Source organism: Streptomyces sp. NPDC102278, assembly GCF_044766345.1.
GTDB lineage: Bacteria > Actinomycetota > Actinomycetes > Streptomycetales > Streptomycetaceae > Streptomyces.
The window spans coordinates 344207-360990 of sequence record NZ_JBIWLV010000005.1; the positions used below are offsets into that span (position 1 = coordinate 344207).

Sequence of the window (16784 nt, forward strand, 5' to 3'; positions counted from 1 at the left end):
GGCCGGGGAGTCGAGGCGTATTCCAGCGAACCGGTTGCCGAACGCCGGGCGGGCGCTGACAGACTCGGGGCATGCGGACCGAACTCACCGACACCACGTCCAGCAAGATCGACCGGGCTCTGCTCGAAGCCCGTCGAGCCGTCGGCAGTCCCACCATGGGGCTGGTGCTGACGCTCGTCGTGGTCACCGACGAGGAGAACGCCTACGACGCGGTACGCGCGGCCTCCGAGGCCTCCCGCGAGCACCCGTGCCGCATCATCGCGGTGATCAAGCGGAGCACGCGCGGGCCCCGCAAGCTCCCGCAGAGCCGGCTCGACGCCGAACTGAGGGTCGGCACCGACGCCGGTTCGGGGGAGATCGTGCTGCTGCGACTGCACGGCGAACTCACCGACCAGGCCGGTTCGGTCGTCCTGCCGCTGCTGGTGCCGGACGCCCCGGTGGTGGCCTGGTGGCCGGCCGACGCGCCCGCCGATCCGGCCCGGGACCCGCTGGGCGCGCTGGCCCAGCGCAGGATCACCGACGCGCAGGCGGCGGTGGACCCGATCGCCGTCCTGGAGGAGCGCGCCCGGGCGTACGCCCCCGGGGACACCGACCTGGCCTGGACCCGGCTGACGCCGTGGCGCTCGCTGTTGGCCGCCGCCCTGGACCAGAAGCCGCTGCCGGTGACGGGCGCGGCGGTGGAGAGCGAGGCGGACAACGCGAGCGCCGAGCTGCTGGCGCGCTGGCTGGAGGGTCGGCTGCGGGTTCCGGTGCGGCGGGTGGTCACGGACGGGCCGGTCATCACCCGCGTCGTGCTGGAGACCGGTGCGGGCGAGATCCGGGTGGACCGGCCCGCCGGGGTGCTGGCCAGCCTGGTTCTGCCGGGGTGGCCGGACCGCAAGGTGGCGCTCAAGGTCCGCGGCCTCTCCGAGTTGATCGCGGAGGAGCTGCGGCGGCTCGACGCCGACGAGGTCTACGCCTCGGCGTTGCGCGGACGACCGGCCCAGGCCTCGCTCTCGGCGTAGTGGTTGTCGTACACCGGCCCGCTGTCGATGATGTCCCGCACGCCGGCCTCGCCCGCGCGCACCCGGCCGAGCAGCCGGTAGTAGTCGAAGCGCGCCATGCCGGGGGTGAAGCCGACGAACACCTCGGCGGTCCGGCCGGCCGCCGGGGCGAAGGCGTGCTTCACGCCGGCCGGGACGCTGAGGAAGTCGCCCTTGCCGAGGGTGTGGATCTCGTCGCCGACGAGCACGTCGAGCAGGCCGTCGGTGACGTGGAAGAACTCGGTGGCCTTGGTGTGGAAGTGGACCGGGGCGCCGGCCGCGCCGACCTCGAAACTCGCGGTGTTACAGGTGAGTTCGGCGGTGTCGGTGAGGAGCGTGATGACGCTGCCGGGGCCGTCGGTGATGGTCTCGGCAGCGGCGGCGCGGGTGAGGTTCTCGGTCTCGGTCATGATCATGATCATAGGTGGGGGCTCTGACAGCGGCCGGGCCGTCTTCCCGCGCCGCTCGCCCTGTCCGCCGGCCCTGTCCGCCGGTCCCGTCCGCCGGCCCCGTCCGTCAGCCCGCGGGCGGGGACTTCGACGCCGTCTTGGCCGCCTTCGCGGCGGCCTTGTGCTCCTGCTTGTACGCCCGCACCTTGGCCAGCGACTCCGGGCCGGTGATGTCCGCCGCCGAGCGGTGGATGTTCGCCGGGCCGTACCCGCCGGCCGCCTCCCGCCAGCCCTCGGGGCGCACGCCGAACCGTTTGCCGAGCAGGGCCAGGAAGATCTGGGCCTTCTGTTCCCCGAAGCCGGGCAGCTCCTTGAGGCGCGCGAGCAGTTCGGCGCCGGTCGTCGCGTCCCGCCAGACGGCCTCGGCGTCCCCGTCGTAGTGCTCCACCAGGTACGCGCAGAGCTGCTGGATCCGCTTGGCCATGGATCCCGGGTAGCGGTGTACGGCCGGCTTCTCGCTGAGCAGGGCCGCGAAGGCCTCCGGGTCGTACGCGGCGATCACGTGGGCGTCGAGGTCGTCCGCGTCGAGGCGGCGCGCGATCGTGTGGGGGCCCGAGAACGCCCATTCCATCGGGACCTGCTGGTCGAGCAGCATCCCGACCAGCGCGGCGAGCGGGCTCCGGCCGAGCAGGGCGTCGGCTTCCGGCTGCTGGGCCAGCCGGATGGTGATCTCCTTGTCCATGACTCCAGACTCCTCCGTGCGCGTCTTCCGCGCGCGGGCGGCACACCGGCGGCCTAGCGTGTGAGGCGAGACGGGTCACGTCGTACACGACAGTCGTACCGACACAGGAGTCGATCGATCATGACTGAGTTCCCGGAAGGCGCTCCCTGCTGGGTGGACGCGATGTTCACCGATGTGGAGGGCGCGAAGAGTTTCTACGCCGATGTGCTGGGCTGGACCTTCGGCGATGCGAGCAGCGAGTACGGCAACTACACGCAGGCCTACAAGGACGGCAAGGCCGTGGCGGCCGTCGTCCCGCCGATGCCGGGGGCGGACGCTCCCTCGCAGTGGTGTCTGTACCTCGCCTCGTCGAACGCGGCGGCGACGGCGGAGAAGATCAAGGAGGCGGGCGGCGAACTGCTGATGGAGCCGATGCAGGTCGGCGCCTTCGGCACGATGGCCATCGCGAAGGAGCCGAGCGGCGCGGTGTTCGGCGTCTGGCAGCCGGGTGAGCACAAGGGTTTCGAGCGGATGGGCGAGGCGGGCTCGTACGCGTGGGCCGAGGTGTTCAGCCGGGACGTCGCGAAGGCCGACGCGTTCCTCCCGAAGGTCTTCCCGTACGGCGAGCAGCAGATGGACACGGGTGACGACCCGGAGATGGCCGGCATGGACTTCAAGGTCTTCAGCCTGGGTGGCAAGGAGAACCCGGTGCTGGGCCGGATGAACATGGGGACCGACTTCCCGCCGGAGATCCCCTCGTACGTCCAGGTCTACTTCGGCGTCGACGACTGCGACGAGGCGGTCGCCAAGACCAAGAAGCACGGCGGGAAGTTGCACTTCGGGCCGATGGACAGCCCGTTCGGGCGGTTCGCGGCGGTGACGGATCCGCAGGGCGCGGCGTTCGCGGTGATCGACATGTCGAAGACGACGGGCGAGATGCCGAAGTTCGACTAGTCGCCGGTCGCGGTACCGGCCGCGGGTGTCGGGCGGGGCCCCGGGTCCGGGACCCCGCGCCGTGGTGAGCGCGGCTACGGCAGGGCGGAGGTCACACCGTCCACGATCATCATCCACATCGGTTGGGCGCCCGTGCCGAAGGCCGCGGCGAGGGCGTAGCCGACGGAGGCGTCCAGGGGCCGCAGTTCGACGCCCTCCTGCCATTCGGCGATGACGAGCGCGTCTCCGTCGGCGGTGAAGTCGCCGAGGTGAACGCCGTCGCGGGTCAGTCGACTGCCGGGGACGGAGTCCGGGACGAGGACGTGGCGCGCCCCCTCGTACTCGACCTCGACCCGGTACGAACCCCTGGTCAGCCGGCCCTTCGCCGGCAGCAGCGCGCCGGCCCGGCCGTCGATCGTCAGGGTGAGCTGCTCCGGGTCGCGGGTGCCTATGCGGATCTGCGGGTCCACCTCGGAGCCGGGGGCGCGGACCAGGGAGACCGGGGGGATTCCCGGACCTTCGATCTCGACGCGTTCCTGGCCTTCGAGGCGGACGGTGATCGCGCCGAAACGCGTGTCCTGAAGGGTCGTCGGGGTGGCGTCGTCCACGGGCTGGTCCTTCGATGAGGTCGGAACTCACGTCCGGGAACGGGATGTTCAGGACGTAAACGATCTTACGTCGCGCTCGCGCGGCCGGGCCGGCCCGCCCGGTCAGGCGGCGCGGGCCCGCCGTTCCTCGCAGCCCTTGCAATGGCCGCCCCGGGTGGGGCTGCGGAAGGCCCGATCGCAGGTCTCGCAGGTGGTGAACGGGTCGGGCGGCACGAAGGCCGGGTGGTGGGGGAGGGCGGCCAAGAGGGGCGGGAGTTGGACGGTGAGGCGGTGCGCGACCAGGCCGGCGGCGTTGCGGGGGCGGTCGGGGAGGTTCGCGCACAGGGCGGCGGTGATCGCCTGGTGGGTCGCGCCGCGCTCCAACCAGGTCTCGACGGCGCCCGCCAGGCGCTGGACGTCCCGCTCGCCGAGCAACAGGCGGGAATCGGCGCGGCGCAGTTCCGCGAGGATCTCGACGGCCAGCTGACGGCGGGCCGGGTTGTCCGGGTTGCGGGGGGCGGGCAGTGTGCGCGCCGGGATCGCCGGGACGGGCTCCGGCGTGACCGGGGGCTCGGGCGTGGGCGCGGGATCCGGCGTGGGCTCCGGCGCCGGCTCCTCGGGCGCCGGGTCGGGGGCGGGCTCCGGGTCGGGGGCGGGCTCCGGGTCGGGCGTGGGCTCCGGCGGGGGTGCGGGGCGGGGCGGCGGCGGGGCCTGTGGGGCGACGGGTGCGAGGTCGGCCGCGCTGGGGTGGTTGTGCGACACCGTATGGGTGACGAGGCGCCCGTTCGGGAGGTGCTCCTTGGAGCGGCCCAGGAAGCCGTGGTGCTCCAGCTCGCGCAGGGCCGAGGCGATGGACACCTCGCCCAACGGCAGTTTCCTGACCAGGTTCTTGATGCCGATCGGGGTGCCCGCGGGCAGCGACTGGATGTACGCGCCGAGTCCTCGGGCGTTCAGCGACAGCGTCCGGTGCTGGGCGAGGTCGTTGCTGATAATCGTGAAGCGACGGGTGAGCCGCACGTTGCGGTGCTGAACGCCGTACGCCACGCGCGAGGGGGCGCTAGGGTGCTGGAAAGCCATCGGGAAGTTGGATCCTTCTCGTGGTCAGGCCCTCGATCGGGATTGCCGTCCCGGCCGGGGGCCGTCCTGTGTCTGGAGTTGTCGGGGCCGAGCATATGCCAGGCAACGGGCGCTCTTGCCAGCCAAGTTGGGGCTATTCACTCGTGTGAGTGAGGGCGCCCCGGCGGGAGGCTGGAGGGGTGGGGCAGGTTCTTTCCCCTGGTACTGCGAAGCAAAAAAGAAGCATCGCGGGCCACCGGGTCCCGGCCGGCCGCGACCCGGTCCGACCAGCATCAAGCACGTTCTTCAGCACTTCAGTTCGGCCCATACCACCTTCCTCGGAGCGGGCCCGGGAGTGCTCCCCCAGCGGTCCGAGAGGGCTTCGACGATCGCCAGCCCGCAGCGCGGCTCGCCGATCGGCACGTCGCCCCGGGTGTCGGTCACCTCGATCCGCACCGCCCGGGAGGCGTCGACGCTGATGTCCAGCCGAAAGTCCCGCCCGGGAACCCGGCCGTGCGTGATCGCGTTCGCGCAGAGCTCCGCGACGAGCTGCGCGGCGTCCTCGAAGGGCACGCCCCAGGACCGGAGTTGCTCGACGGTGAGCAACCGTGCGAGCCGGGCCGCGCGGGGCGTGGCGGAGAGCTGGAGGGAAAAGGCGAGTTGAGGATTCATGTCACGCAGCGTGGCCGCTCGTGCGTAGCCTGAGAAGGTGCAACGGCCTTGTGTGCAAGGTCTGTACGAGGCCTGTCCAAGCCTGTCCGGACTGTCCGGCGGGTGCGCGCGGGTACGGGGAGTAGCGAAACTTCGGGCTCGTCGGAGGTGGGCGCGCGTGAGCGTGGACAGTGACGGTACGGAAGAGCACAGCTGGTCGGTGGACCCCGAGGACGAACAGGGGGCGGACATCGTCGCGTTCGGCCGCCAGATGCGGGCCCGGCGGGAAGCGCTGGGCGTGCGGGTGGCGGAACTGGCGTCGCGGATCCGGTACGGCGAGGACCTGATCTACAAGGTCGAGGGCGGCAAGCGGATCGCCAAGCCGGAGTACCTGGACAGGGTGGACGAGGCGCTGGAGGCCGGCGGCCTCATCAAGGCGATGAAGGAGGACCTGACGCGGGTCCGATACCCGAAGAATGTCCGGGTGCTGACCAAGATGGAGGACGATGCCGTCGAGATCGGCGCCTACCGCGTGCACGGCATCCATGGCTTGTTGCAGACGCCCGGGTACGCCCGCGCACTGTTTCGGATGAGGCAGCCCGCGTACTCGGAAGCCGAGGTCGAGAGGTTTGCCGCCGCTCGTGAGGCCAGGTGGTCGATCTTCGATCGGAACCCGGTTCCGACGCTCGGCTTCGTCCAGGAAGAGGGCACCCTGCGTCGACGTATCGGGGGGACAATGGTCTGGCGTCAGCAGCTCGAACGTCTCCTGGAGCTGTTGGAGTTTCGCTGTGTGACGCTTCAGGTGATGCCTCTCGCCAGCGAGGCCCACGCCGGGATGGACGGCGGGATCGAGGTCCTGAAATTCGGGAATGGAACGGCTGTGGGACGCTCCGAGGGAGCCTTCAACGGACGCCCCGTATCGGACCCGAAACGCCTCCAGCTCCTGGAGTTGCGGTATGGAATGATCCGAGCCCAGGCGCTCTCGCCACGGGAGTCCCGGGAGTTCATCGAGTACTTGCTGGGAGAGACATGATCTACGAACTGGACTGGTTCAAGAGCAGTTACAGCGACGGCAGCGAGGGCGACTCCTGCGTCGAGGTCGCCGCGACCCCCGGCACCGTGCACGTCCGGGACTCGAAGAACCTCCCCGGACCCCGGCTCTCGCTCACGCCGCAGGCCTGGGCAGGCTTCGTCACGTACGCCTCCCAGGCCTGAAACGACTCGCGCGGGTCAGCGCCTGCGGGCCCGCGCGCGGCGCAGGAGGATGCCGACCGCCGCGCCGGCCAGGGCGATGACCGCCACGCCCGCCGTGGTCCACCAGACGGTGTCGTCGGACTTCTTCACCGCCGGGGCGGTGGACGGGGCCGGGACCTGCGGGGTGGAGGCGGTGGGGGCGGACGGGGTCGCGGAGGCCACGGGGCTCGGCGCGGACGTGGGGGCGGTCGACGGCGCGGTCGACGGGGCGGGGTCGGTCACCGGAACCGCGATCTCGCTCTCTCCGTGTCCCAGGTCGGGGAAGCCCACGTCCACCGTGACCTTCCACGTGCCCGGCGGCAGCACCTCGGTCGTGGACCAGCCGCTGGGCGTGCCCGCGTCGCGGACCAGGCGCCAGGGGCCCATGGTGCGGGAGCCGTCGGGGTTGGTCGCGTTCACCGTGGCGGCCACGGCCTCCTCGACGGGATCCCCGTCGTTCTCCCAGGTGATCTCGGTGGTGACGTGCCCCTCGCGCTGTCCGGTGATCACCACCTTCACGGTGTCACCGTGCGCGTGCGCGTCGGTGGATACGGCCAGGCCCTGCGCGAGCAACAGGAACAGGAACAGGAACGCGTGTCTGGTGCGCATCATCGCGGTACTCCGAAGTGCGGTGGGACGAGATGAGGGAGCCGGCGGACGGCCCCGCGTGGGGAGGGGCCGTCCGCCGGGGGTTCACGGGGAGGGTCAGGCGGCCGTCTGGACCGTCCACGCCTGCGCCGCGCGGCCGTCCGCGCGCTGGAGGTCGAGCAGCCAGTTCCCGTAGTACGGGCGGTTGCTGACCGTCAGGGCAAAACCGCCGCCCGGGTCCGTCACGGTCACGGCGTTGCCGCGGGAGGTCACCCGCCACTTCTGCGCGCCGGAATTCGTGCAGGGCTGCTGCGCGACCCACATGCCGGCCGCCGCCGCGCTGCCCGGCTGGAGGCACTTGCCGGAGACCGCGGAGCGGATGCGGACGAGGCCGCCGCCCGCGTCGTCGAAGTACCACTGCTGCTGGGCGTAGCCGTTGGCCCGGCCGCCGACGAGAACCGTCCCGTCGGCGGTCCGGCCGCCCCACAGTTCGGCGTTCATGCCGGTGCTGCCGTTGCCGAGCAGGTAGCGGGTGTTCGGCTTGGTGGTGGCGCCGCCGCCCGTGCTCTTCGTACGGAACGTCGTGGTCTTGCCGGCGCCGCTGTCACGGCCGGCGGAGTCCCGCACTGACACCGCGACCTTGTACTCGCTGCCCGGCTTGAGGTTGTAGATCCGCAGGGTCTGCGACTGGGTCCAGGTCAGGTGCTTGCCGTTCAGCTGCACCTGGTACCAGGCGGCGCCCTCCACCTTCGGCCAGCTCACCACGACGGAGTCGGACTGGATCTGTCCGGCCGTGACCGTGGGGCCGCCCGTCGGCTTCTTGGTCGGCGTGGGCTTCGGGGTGGGGGTGGGCGTCGGCTTGGGGTTCGGGTTCGGGTCGGTCCCGCCCCCGCCGCCGGCCGTGCGCATCAGGAACTGGTTGTCCGCGATGTTCCAGTGCGTGGCGAGGTAGCTGCCCGCCTTGGGACTGGTGTGGAAGTAGTCGTCGTGGTTGCAGTCCAGGATGTTCTCGGCCGCCTGGTTGGTGCAGACGTTGCGCATCTTGGGGTAGTACGGGGTGTCCGAGTAGCACATGACGTCCCACTCGTCCGTGCAGTGCGCGCCGCGGCTGGTGTTGGGGGCGCTGTTGTTGACCGCGCCGAGGTTGTGGCCCAGCTCGTGCGCGGCGGTGTGCCCGCCCCAGCAGCCGGAGTCGGTACGGCCGTAGGAGGGGCCGAAGTTGCTCAGGTTGTCCTGGCCGCTGCGCTCGTCGCCGTTGAAGGTGCCGATGCCGCAGTAGACCTGCGTGTCCGCGAAGATCATGTACTTGCGATCGCGGCGGTCGAGACCCTTGCCGGCGAGCGCCTTGTTGGTCGCGCTGAACTCGGAGAGCGCGGACGCCGGAAGCTCGATGTTGAGCACGGTCGGCGTGCAGTCCGCCGCCGTCACGTAGCGGATGTGGCGGACGCCGCCGGTCTCCTTGGCGCTCGTGGAGTAGATGAGGTCCGCGTCGACGGCCCACTTGCGGAACGAGGCCACGTACTCGGAGAACCGGTCGCGGTCGGGGCCGTGTACGTAGACCACCTGGACGCGGTTGCCGGTGCTGCCGTCGCCGTCGCACTGGACGGTCTGGCCGGCGGGCCCTGCGGCGACCGCCTGGCCGGAGCCGGCCGAGGCGGCGGGGGCCGGGGCGGCCTTCGCGGTGTTCGTGGCCGCCTGCGCGTCGGCGGCGGGCGCGTCCTGTGCGCGCTTGCCACCCTCCGCGGGAGCCGGGTCGTCGGACGCGGGGCGGGCCGGGTCGGCCGCGGGCGCCTTCGCCTTGACGACGGGCGGGATGTCCTTCTTGATGTCGACGCCCTTGGGGGGTGCGTCGGGGCCGTGCGTGCAGTGCCCGGCATCGGTGCGGTAGACGCCGACGCAACGGTCGCCCTTGGGCGCGGCCTTGAGGCCGTCGTAGATCATGCCGCGGGCGTTCTCGTTGGCGGGCGCGTCCTTGATGGCGGCCGGCTCGGCGTCCCGGGCGGGTGCGGCGGCGGGCGTGGGTATCTCCGCGGCGAGTGCTTCGGCCTGTGCGGGCGGGGACGCCTGGGCGTTGTCGCCCAGTCCGGAGTAGGCGACGCCTCCCGCGATCACCGCCGCGGTGGCCATGGCGGCGGTGACGAGTATGAACCGGCGTGGCTTGCGCCGGTGTTCACGCCTTCTACGTCTGGTCATGCGCACCTCAAATCCTGATGGGGGGTGGGTGCGCGGAAGCCTGCCAGAAGGGCGGTACGGAGAATTCGGACAAACGGGAATTGGCCCCAAGAAATCAGACCGTTACCTTCTGGTTTGATTTGATGAACCGTCAACTCGCGTGCAGACAAAGCGAGTTACGCGTGTAGCGGCGCAAAGGTCCAGGCCTTTTCGGGGAGGTCGTTATCAAATCGAGATAAGAAGTGGAAGCTTATTGACGACAATTCAGTCAGGGATTCACCTATCGCTCACCTGCTGAATTCTCGCGGTCACGAAAAGTGAGGAATGGTCCGGAGCGGGCCGGGTGCCGCGTCGGAGCCCCGTCGGAGCCCCGGGTTCGGTGGCGTCAGCGCACCGAACCACACGCGCGTGACCGCGCCGACGTACCGCGCCCCGCAGCGATCCGAGGGCACCACCGGCCGACTGCCCGCCCCGTCGAGGTCCGCCCCCGCGAGGTCCGCCCCGTCGAGACGGATCGCCAACAGGACCGGGGTGGCCCCGAAGTCGGTGTCCAACTCGGCCCAGGACAGGACGCCGTGGTGCCCGTCCCCGCCGCTCACCGCGATCAGGAAGCGCGAACGGTCCTCGCGCCGCCGGGCATCGAAGGCCGGGCCGGCGTGCCCGGCGACGTCGCGGAGCAGCGCACCTCGCCCCGCTGTCCGCCCCGCGCGTGCTCCGCGATCTTCCGCCACACCAGGTCCCGCGTCACCGGCAGCTCCGTGAACCGCACACCCGTCGCGTCGCGCAGGGCGTTCGCGAGCGCCGGGCCCACCGGGTTGAAGGGGCTCTCGCTCATCGACTTGGCGCCCAGCGGCCCGATCGCGTCCGACGTCTCCATGAAGTGGACCTCCGTGCGCGGCACGTCCGCGTACTGCGGCAGGCGGTAGCGACGGAACGCCGCCGTGGTCACCTCCCCGCGCCCGTCCACCCGTACCGTCTCGAACAGCGTCGCGCCCAGCGCCTGCGCCACCCCGCCCTCCACCTGGCCGCGGCACTGCATCGGGTTCATCACCTTGCCCGCGTCGGCCGCGTGCACGCTGCGCAGGATCCTCATCTCGCCCGTGTCCGGGTCGACGGCGAGGCGGAACCACTGCGCGTTGAAGGCGACCGAGCGCGGCGAGCCGCCCCAATGCCCGTCCGCCGCGATCTCGTCGAGCTTCCCCTTGTCGTACGCGGCCTCGTACAACTCCTTCAGCGTGAGCACCCGGCCCGCGCAGTCGAAGCCCTCGGCCTGGAGCTCGCACAGGTGACGCGCCACGCCCGTGTGGCGGGCCGCGAAGGTCTGGAGGCGCTCCGCGAGCGAGTTCGCCGCCAGCATCACGGCCTTGCCCGCCACCACCGTGCCCGCCGAGGCGAACGCGCCGGTGTCGTGCCGGACCACGTCCGTGTCCGACTGGCGGACCGCGATCCGGTCCACCGTGGTGTTCAGCGCGCCGGCGGTGATCTGCTTGTGGACGGTGGTGGTGCCGTTGCCGAACTCCGCCGTGCCGACCGCGATGTCGTACGTCCCGTCACGCGACAGGCTGACCCGGGCGTCGGCGAAGTGGCCGCCCGGCGGCCCGGTCGCGATCATCGCGACCGCCGCCCCCTGGCCGGTGAGCCAGCCCTCGGGGACGTCCTCGTGGCTGCGGTCCTCGGCGATGGCCTTGCGGACGACGTCCATGCACTGCCTCATCCCGTACGAGGCGATGAACAGGTCCTCCTCGTGGCCGATGGGGGTCACCAGGTGGTCGCCGGCGCCGATGACGTTCTTCTCGCGCAGCACGAGCGGATCCATGCCGAGCCTGAGGGCCAGCTCGTCCATCATCGATTCGAGGGCGAAGAGGACCTGGCCCAGGCCGTAGCCGCGGAAGGCGCCGGCCGGAACGCCGTTGGTGTAGACGGAGTACGCCTCGACCTCCTTGTTCGGCGCCTTGTAGACGGCGAACGACTCCCCGACGCTGTGGAACATGACGGCCGGGCCGTGGTTGCCGTAGGCGCCGGTGTTCGCGACGACGCGGATGCGCAGCGCGGTCAGGGTGCCGTCGGCCTTCGCGCCGATCTTGATGGTGATCTTGAAGGGGTGGCGGGTGGTGGCGCCGAGGAACTGCTCGGCCCGGGTGAATTCGAGTTTCACCGGACGCCGCAGCTTCAGGGCGGCGAGGACCACGATGTCCTCGGTCAGCATCTCCTGCTTGCCACCGAACCCGCCGCCCACGCGGCCCGCGACGACCCGGACCTCGTCCTCGTTCAGGTCGTAGAGCGCGCACAGGGCCCGCCGGGTCAGGAACGGCGCCTGGGTCGAGGAGCGGACGGTGATGCGCTCGCCGTCGCCCTCCTCCCTGGGTTCGAAGTACGCGACGCTGCCGTGGGTCTCCAGGCTGGCGTGCTGCACGCGCTGCGTATGGAACGTCTCCTCGAGGACCACGTCCGCCTCGGCGTACCCCTGCTCCATGTCGCCGAGCGTGTTGTGGACCTCCCCGCACACGTTGTTCTCGGCGCGGAAGATGCCCGACTCGGGACCCTTGGGGTGCAGGACGGGCGCGCCCGGCAGCATGGCCTCCTCCGGATCGATCACGTACGGCAGCTCCTCGTACGTGACGACCACGCGGCGGCAGCCCTCCTCGGCCGCCTGCTCGCTGTCCGCGACGACGGCCGCCACCCGCTGGCCGACGAAGCGGACCACGTCGTCGAGGACACGGGTGTCCATCGGGTCCTCGGTGGGATGCTCGTGCCGCGCGGAGGAGTAGAGCCGCTCGGGGGCGTCGTGGTGCGTGAGGACCGCGTGCACCCCGGGAACCCGGAGGGCCTCGCGGATGTCGATGGAGACGATGCGTGCGTGCGGGTGCGGGGAGCGCAGCAGCTTCATGTGGAGCAGCCCCGGCACCTCCACGTCGAAGGTGTAGCGGGCGGTGCCGGTGACCACGAGGGGGCCGGCGGGGGCGCCCAGCGACCGGCCGACGGCCTGACCGGCCTCCGGTTCCTCGGTGTGCCTGACCCCGCGCACGGCGTCCTCGATGGCGCGGTAGCCGGTACAGCGGCAGATGTTCCCCTTGAAGGCGCGCGGCAGGTCCTCCAGCTTGCCGTCGTCGTGGGCGGTGCCCTGCTCGGCCTGGAGGGCGGCCGTCGTCATCAGGAAACCGGCCGTGCAGAAGCCGCACTGGAAGCCCTGCGCGTCGAGGAACTGCCGCTGCGCCGGATGGAGTTCGCCGCCGGGCTCGGCGAGTCCCTCGACGGTGGTCACCGAGCGGCCCCCGGCACGGACGGCCGGATAGAGGCAGCTGTGCACCGGCTGCCCGTCGACGTGCACGGTGCAGGCACCGCAGTCGCCCTGGTCGCAGCCCTTCTTCACACCGAACCAGCCGCGCTCGCGCAGGTACGTGCGCAGACACTGTCCGGCCCGGGGCTCCTGCGTGAACTCCTGCCCGTTGATCTCGATCCGGTGGCTCTCGGGCGCGTCGGTGCTCATCGGGGTCCCTCCTGGTGGTCGGTGACCGGTTCGGTGGCGGTGGCCGGTTCGGGGGCGGGGGCTCCGCGGTCGGGGGCCAGTTCGCGGCGGATCTCCTCGGCGAGGCGGAGGGCCATGTGCCGGCGCCAGTCGGGCAGGCCGTGGATGTCGTCGAACCACTGGTCGGCCCGGACGGCGCCGTCGATCGCCTCCCGCAGCTCGGCCGCGGTCGGCGGCAGCGCGAACCAGAACCGGAACGGCCGGGTGGTGGCGGCGGTGACCGTCACCGTCAGCGAGCCGTCCCGCGGGTCCGACGCCCCGATCACCAGCACGCCGGAGCGCCCGAGCCCGTACAGCGACGCCTGCCGGAAAGCCGTACGGCAGTCCAGCGCCCGGGCCGGGACCCGCACGGAACGCAGCAGCTCGCCCTCCCGGAGGTCCTTCACGCCGGCACCCAGGACGAAGTCCGCGACGGGCAGCCGGCGGGTGGCGCCGTCCTGGCCCTGGAGCAGCACCTCGCCGTCGAGTGCGGCGGTCAGGGAGATCATCGGTCCGGCGGGGAGGCCGTTGCAGAGGTTGCCTCCGACGGTGGCCATGTTCCAGATCTTGAAGCTGGCGAGGAAGGCCCGGCAGCACTGTTCGATCAGCGGGGCGGCGGTCGTCGGCAGCGAGCGGCCGAAGCGGGACAGCTCGGTGATGGTGCAGGTCGCCGCGATGTCCAGCGAACCGTCCGGCTGCCAGGACAACGGGGGCCAGCCCATCCGGGAGAGGTCCACCAGCCGCCGCAGATGCGGCTGCGGCTCGGAGAAGAGGTACGTGCCGCCACCGAGCCAGGCATCACCCGGCCGCCAGGGCTCCCGACGGCGTGCGTCGCGCACGTCGAGCACCGTATTGAGATCCACTGCGCGCCACCGGCCTCTCCCAGGGGGTTTTCAGTCAGTGAAGCAACGCGGACGTGGCCGGGACGACTGGTCCCGGCCACGGAAAGCAACGACCCGGAGGCGGTCTGCCCTGGAGAATCAACCAAGAGGCCACCAGGGCTATTGCCCTTGCATTTACGATGGGACATCTCGTATTCGCCTGGCGAATGTGGGTTGCACCCACCGCAAGGAGTCCCTGCCATGCACGTCCTCGACCTGCTCCAGTCCGACAATCTCGGCCTCACCCTGCTCTGGGGCGAGGAGGCCCTTCTCGGCCAGGAGGTCAGTGGGGTCACCGCCACCGACCTGGAGGACCCCCGCCGATTCCTCGGCCCCGGCGAACTCGTCCTGAGCGGACTCGTGTGGTGGGCGGACGGCGACCTCGCGAAGGCGGACCGTTTCGTCTCCGCCCTCGCCCACGCCGGGGCCAGCGCCCTCCTCGCGGGCGAGGAGACCCACGGCAAAGTCCCCGACGAACTGGTGGCGGCCTGCCGCGCCCACCGCGTCCCCCTCGTCGCCGTCCCCGCGAGGACCAGCTTCCGCGCCGTGACCGAGGCCGTGTACCTGCGCCAGTGGGGGGACCTCAGCCGCCGCCCCACCCGGCTCTTCGCCCTCCCCGAGAACGTCCGCAGCGAACTCAGCCGCCTCCTCGAAGGCGGCGCCGGACCCGCCGAACTCCTCGACCGGGCCTGCGCCCACCTCGGCCGGGTCGCCTGCTACCTGCTGACCGCGAGCGGCCGCACCGTCGCCCGCACCCCCTCGGCCCCCGCCCTCCCCGCCCAGTGCCCGACCGGCGCCCGGAGCGGCGTGTCCCTGCGCATCGAGTACGAGAGCTCCCCCTTCGACGCCTGGCAGCTCCACGTGCCCGACGCCGACGCCGCCCCGCCCCGGGTCCTGCACGAGATCGCCGAGGTCATCGCCCAGTACCGCGACGGCCAGGCCCGCCGCGTCGCCGCCGCCCGCGCCACCGGCCAGGAGCTGATCCGCGTCCTGTCCGACAACCCCGACCCGGCCGCCCTCGACGACGCGCTGACCGCAGCCGGGCTCCCGCTCGGTGGCTCGTACCGGGTGCTCACCGCCACCTCGGGCGACGCCCTCGCCGAGGCCCTGAACCACCTCGACACCATCCCGTCCGCGGTCGGCGACCGCGCCGCCGTGCTGTACGAGGACCCCGCCGCCGGCGTCGACGTACCGGGCCTCCTGCGCTCGGTGTGGCCGCTCGTGCGGGCCTGCGCCGACCCGGACGTGGACCTGCGCCTCGGCGCGGGCACCCGGGCCTCGACCGCCGAGACACTGCGCGCCTCCCTGAACCAGGCCCGCTTCGCCCTCACCGCGGCCGACGACGCCGTCCCGGTACGCGGCGTCGAGCAGCTGGACACCCTCGCCGAACTGCTCGCCGGGGTACCGCCCGAGGTCCGCACCGTCTTCGCGGCACGCACCCTGGGATCCCTGGGCGACGGCATGCTGCGGGAGACGCTGGAGGTGTTCCTCGCGAACAACTGCTCCTGGGCGCGCACCGCGGAAGCCCTGCACCTGCACGTGAACACCGTCCACTACCGCATCGAGCGGGTGGAGACCCTGACCGGCCGGGACCTCTCCCGCCTCGACCACAAGCTCGACCTGTACGCGGCGCTGCGCTGCGGATGAGCGGGCGGGGGCGCGCGGGGCGCGGGAGTTCGGGGGCCGGGGCTCATGGGGGCGGCGGGTGTCAGACCAGGTCGATGTACACCTCGGTGGACTTCACCCGCGCCGTGACGCACACCCCCACCGCGATCCCGAGCTGCTCCACCGACTCGCGCGTCACGACCGAGACGACCCGGTGGGGACCCGACTGGATCTCCACCCGGGCCGCCACGCCGTCGACCCGGATCGCCGTGACGATCCCCGCGAAGGAGTTCCGCACCGAGGTCGCGACGGCCCCGGCGACCGGTGCCGGGCTCGTCGCCCGCTCCTTCGCGAACGCGGCGAGCACCACCCCGTCCACGGTGCGCGTCCCGTCGGGTGCGCGGTGGGCGGCCAGCCTTCCGGCGTCCGCCCAACGGCGGACGGTCTCCGGGCTGACGCCCAGCAGGTTCGCGGCCTGACCCATGGAGTACGACGGCACGCCCGGCAGCCCAGCCGGGCGGGGCCGGCCCGGACGGGCCCGGCCCCGCGCGCGGTTTCGGCGTTTCTGCAGCGCCGTCGGCGGCGGTCTCAGCGGGCGGCGCCGACGCCCGCGCGGGCCGCCCCGTCCGTCCTGTACGGCGCGAACCCGGCGTTGTCCTTGCAGCCGAGCTCCTCCCAGGTGCTGACCTTGGTCGCCGGGTCGGTGTAGGTCAGGCGGTACTTGCAGGCGCCCTTGATGTAGCGGCCCTTGACCCCGCCCGGGAAGTCGACCTCCTTGTTCCAGAGGTACGGCGAGTTGTAGTTGTTGAGGTGCGCGGTGGCGTTCACGTCGATGCCGCCGGGCGCGTGGATCTCGTAGACCCAGCCCGTCTTCTCGGCCCCGTAGGTCGCGAACTTCTGCGCCACCCACTTCTCGCACGAGGTGCTCAGGTGCGCGCTGTTCTGCCCGCCGCCCTTGACGATGTACTCGGCCAGCGGGGTCAACCGGTCGCCGCGCGGCGTGAATCCGGTCTCGAAGATCTCCTCGACGGTCTCCCGCGTGTCACCGCGCCACAGGGTGTTGGTGTCACTGCGCCACTGCCAGCGCTCGTTCGCCGCGGCGGCCGCGACGGGGCGGGCGATCCTCGGGTCGGTCGTCGTGCGCCACCAGTCCCAGGCGCGGTACTCCACGGTCGGCCCACAGGGCGAGGTCAGGTCGTCGTCGACGAGCGCGGCGTGCGCCACGTGCGCCACGGGCACGAGGGGCGCCCCGTGCGCGGCGACGGCCGGGGACACGGCTGCGGCGGAGACGAGGGAGACGGCGGCGAGGACCCGGAGAGCGGCCTGCAACATGGTGGGGAGCCCATCAGTCGATCAACATGACGGGCCCTGTTATAGGCGCGACGATCCACCCTTCCCGGGCACGGTCCGGCCGATCCACCCGCACGGGTGGAACAGTCGT

Annotated in this window: 16 protein-coding genes and 1 pseudogene; 5 read left to right on the top strand and 12 right to left on the bottom strand. The window is 71.9% G+C overall.

The genetic code is table 11. The features are described 5' to 3' along the window. The first annotated feature begins 71 nt into the window (after positions 1 to 71). A complete protein-coding gene (opcA, locus tag ACIRO3_RS16245; RefSeq protein WP_404136934.1) occupies positions 72 to 1004 on the top strand; it encodes a glucose-6-phosphate dehydrogenase assembly protein OpcA in 933 nt (310 codons plus the stop codon). Here the strand turns inward: opcA and ACIRO3_RS16250 are convergent. Both ACIRO3_RS16250 and ACIRO3_RS16255 read right to left on the bottom strand, forming a co-directional pair. Beyond that, on the bottom strand, positions 953 to 1432 hold the full coding sequence (locus tag ACIRO3_RS16250) for a cupin domain-containing protein (RefSeq protein ID WP_404136937.1): 480 nt from the start codon (positions 1430 to 1432) through the stop codon (positions 953 to 955). The genes opcA and ACIRO3_RS16250 overlap by 52 nt on opposite strands. Before the next feature lie 106 nt (positions 1433 to 1538). Further along, on the bottom strand, positions 1539 to 2153 hold the full coding sequence (locus tag ACIRO3_RS16255) for an HhH-GPD-type base excision DNA repair protein (RefSeq protein WP_404136940.1): 615 nt from the start codon (positions 2151 to 2153) through the stop codon (positions 1539 to 1541). Positions 2154 to 2273: 120 nt separating this feature from the next. On the opposite strand from ACIRO3_RS16255, the gene ACIRO3_RS16260 reads away from it, so the two are divergent. Next, positions 2274 to 3086 carry a VOC family protein gene (locus ACIRO3_RS16260; RefSeq protein WP_404136943.1) on the top strand — a complete coding sequence of 271 codons (813 nt, stop codon included), beginning with the start codon at positions 2274 to 2276 and terminating at the stop codon, positions 3084 to 3086. 74 nt (positions 3087 to 3160) lie between these two features. Here ACIRO3_RS16260 and ACIRO3_RS16265 read toward each other — a convergent pair whose 3' ends face one another. From ACIRO3_RS16265 to ACIRO3_RS16275, 3 genes are all read right to left on the bottom strand, one after another. Beyond that, positions 3161 to 3673: a hypothetical protein gene (locus ACIRO3_RS16265; protein ID WP_404136945.1), complete on the bottom strand. Its 513-nt coding sequence runs from the start codon at positions 3671 to 3673 to the stop codon at positions 3161 to 3163. A 102-nt stretch (positions 3674 to 3775) separates the two neighbouring features. After that, a complete protein-coding gene (locus ACIRO3_RS16270) occupies positions 3776 to 4729 on the bottom strand; it encodes a helix-turn-helix domain-containing protein (RefSeq protein WP_404136948.1) in 954 nt (317 codons plus the stop codon). Between the two features lie 285 nt (positions 4730 to 5014). Then, positions 5015 to 5380: an ATP-binding protein gene (locus tag ACIRO3_RS16275; RefSeq protein ID WP_361770920.1), complete on the bottom strand. Its 366-nt coding sequence runs from the start codon at positions 5378 to 5380 to the stop codon at positions 5015 to 5017. 157 nt (positions 5381 to 5537) lie between these two features. Between ACIRO3_RS16275 and ACIRO3_RS16280 the strand changes: the two genes are divergently transcribed. Together ACIRO3_RS16280 and ACIRO3_RS16285 are read left to right on the top strand one after the other, a co-directional pair. Further along, entirely contained in the window at positions 5538 to 6392 is an 855-nt protein-coding gene (locus ACIRO3_RS16280; RefSeq protein WP_404136951.1) for a helix-turn-helix domain-containing protein, read from the top strand. Beyond that, positions 6389 to 6574 (top strand): DUF397 domain-containing protein, encoded by a 186-nt coding sequence (locus ACIRO3_RS16285; protein ID WP_404136954.1) that lies wholly within the window; start codon positions 6389 to 6391, stop codon positions 6572 to 6574. Before ACIRO3_RS16280 ends, ACIRO3_RS16285 begins: the two co-directional genes overlap by 4 nt. A gap of 15 nt (positions 6575 to 6589) precedes the next feature. Here ACIRO3_RS16285 and ACIRO3_RS16290 read toward each other — a convergent pair whose 3' ends face one another. The 5 genes and pseudogenes from ACIRO3_RS16290 to ACIRO3_RS16310 all read right to left on the bottom strand — a co-directional run bounded on the left by ACIRO3_RS16290 (position 6590) and on the right by ACIRO3_RS16310 (position 13720). Then, positions 6590 to 7204: a hypothetical protein gene (locus ACIRO3_RS16290; RefSeq protein WP_404136956.1), complete on the bottom strand. Its 615-nt coding sequence runs from the start codon at positions 7202 to 7204 to the stop codon at positions 6590 to 6592. Positions 7205 to 7297: 93 nt separating this feature from the next. Next, on the bottom strand, positions 7298 to 9373 hold the full coding sequence (locus ACIRO3_RS16295; protein WP_404136959.1) for an RICIN domain-containing protein: 2076 nt from the start codon (positions 9371 to 9373) through the stop codon (positions 7298 to 7300). 287 nt (positions 9374 to 9660) lie between these two features. Further along, positions 9661 to 10038 (bottom strand): annotated as a pseudogene (locus ACIRO3_RS16300) (hypothetical protein); the annotation flags it as partial. Continuing rightward, a complete protein-coding gene (locus tag ACIRO3_RS16305; RefSeq protein ID WP_404136962.1) occupies positions 9957 to 12839 on the bottom strand; it encodes a molybdopterin-dependent oxidoreductase in 2883 nt (960 codons plus the stop codon). The gene ACIRO3_RS16305 and the pseudogene ACIRO3_RS16300, both read right to left, overlap by 82 nt. Further along, the gene (locus ACIRO3_RS16310; protein WP_404136965.1) at positions 12836 to 13720 is read right to left on the bottom strand and encodes an FAD binding domain-containing protein; all 885 of its coding nucleotides are present in this window, start codon (positions 13718 to 13720) and stop codon (positions 12836 to 12838) included. The genes ACIRO3_RS16305 and ACIRO3_RS16310 overlap by 4 nt, the downstream gene beginning before the upstream one ends. Before the next feature lie 219 nt (positions 13721 to 13939). Here ACIRO3_RS16310 and ACIRO3_RS16315 point away from each other — a divergent pair, with 219 nt between their 5' ends. Continuing rightward, positions 13940 to 15385, top strand: a complete 1446-nt coding sequence (locus ACIRO3_RS16315; protein ID WP_404136968.1) for a PucR family transcriptional regulator — start codon at positions 13940 to 13942, stop codon at positions 15383 to 15385. A 61-nt stretch (positions 15386 to 15446) separates the two neighbouring features. Here the strand turns inward: ACIRO3_RS16315 and ACIRO3_RS16320 are convergent, their stop codons facing one another. Then, positions 15447 to 15842, bottom strand: a complete 396-nt coding sequence (locus ACIRO3_RS16320; RefSeq protein WP_404136971.1) for a molybdopterin-binding protein — start codon at positions 15840 to 15842, stop codon at positions 15447 to 15449. Positions 15843 to 15931: 89 nt separating this feature from the next. Then, positions 15932 to 16675: a hypothetical protein gene (locus ACIRO3_RS16325; RefSeq protein WP_404136974.1), complete on the bottom strand. Its 744-nt coding sequence runs from the start codon at positions 16673 to 16675 to the stop codon at positions 15932 to 15934. Between the last annotated feature and the right edge of the window lie 109 nt (positions 16676 to 16784).

What these genes read in the sequence shown, in the direction of transcription:
- opcA (WP_404136934.1), top strand. Translation starts at nt 72, where the DNA reads ATGCGGACCGAACTCACCGACACCACGTCCAGCAAGATCGACCGGGCT.
- ACIRO3_RS16250 (WP_404136937.1), bottom strand. Translation starts at nt 1,432, where the DNA reads ATGACCGAGACCGAGAACCTCACCCGCGCCGCCGCTGCCGAGACCATC.
- ACIRO3_RS16255 (WP_404136940.1), bottom strand. Translation starts at nt 2,153, where the DNA reads ATGGACAAGGAGATCACCATCCGGCTGGCCCAGCAGCCGGAAGCCGAC.
- ACIRO3_RS16260 (WP_404136943.1), top strand. Translation starts at nt 2,274, where the DNA reads ATGACTGAGTTCCCGGAAGGCGCTCCCTGCTGGGTGGACGCGATGTTC.
- ACIRO3_RS16270 (WP_404136948.1), bottom strand. Translation starts at nt 4,729, where the DNA reads ATGGCTTTCCAGCACCCTAGCGCCCCCTCGCGCGTGGCGTACGGCGTT.
- ACIRO3_RS16275 (WP_361770920.1), bottom strand. Translation starts at nt 5,380, where the DNA reads ATGAATCCTCAACTCGCCTTTTCCCTCCAGCTCTCCGCCACGCCCCGC.
- ACIRO3_RS16285 (WP_404136954.1), top strand. Translation starts at nt 6,389, where the DNA reads ATGATCTACGAACTGGACTGGTTCAAGAGCAGTTACAGCGACGGCAGC.
- ACIRO3_RS16290 (WP_404136956.1), bottom strand. Translation starts at nt 7,204, where the DNA reads ATGATGCGCACCAGACACGCGTTCCTGTTCCTGTTCCTGTTGCTCGCG.
- ACIRO3_RS16295 (WP_404136959.1), bottom strand. Translation starts at nt 9,373, where the DNA reads ATGACCAGACGTAGAAGGCGTGAACACCGGCGCAAGCCACGCCGGTTC.
- ACIRO3_RS16305 (WP_404136962.1), bottom strand. Translation starts at nt 12,839, where the DNA reads ATGAGCACCGACGCGCCCGAGAGCCACCGGATCGAGATCAACGGGCAG.
- ACIRO3_RS16315 (WP_404136968.1), top strand. Translation starts at nt 13,940, where the DNA reads ATGCACGTCCTCGACCTGCTCCAGTCCGACAATCTCGGCCTCACCCTG.
- ACIRO3_RS16325 (WP_404136974.1), bottom strand. Translation starts at nt 16,675, where the DNA reads ATGTTGCAGGCCGCTCTCCGGGTCCTCGCCGCCGTCTCCCTCGTCTCC.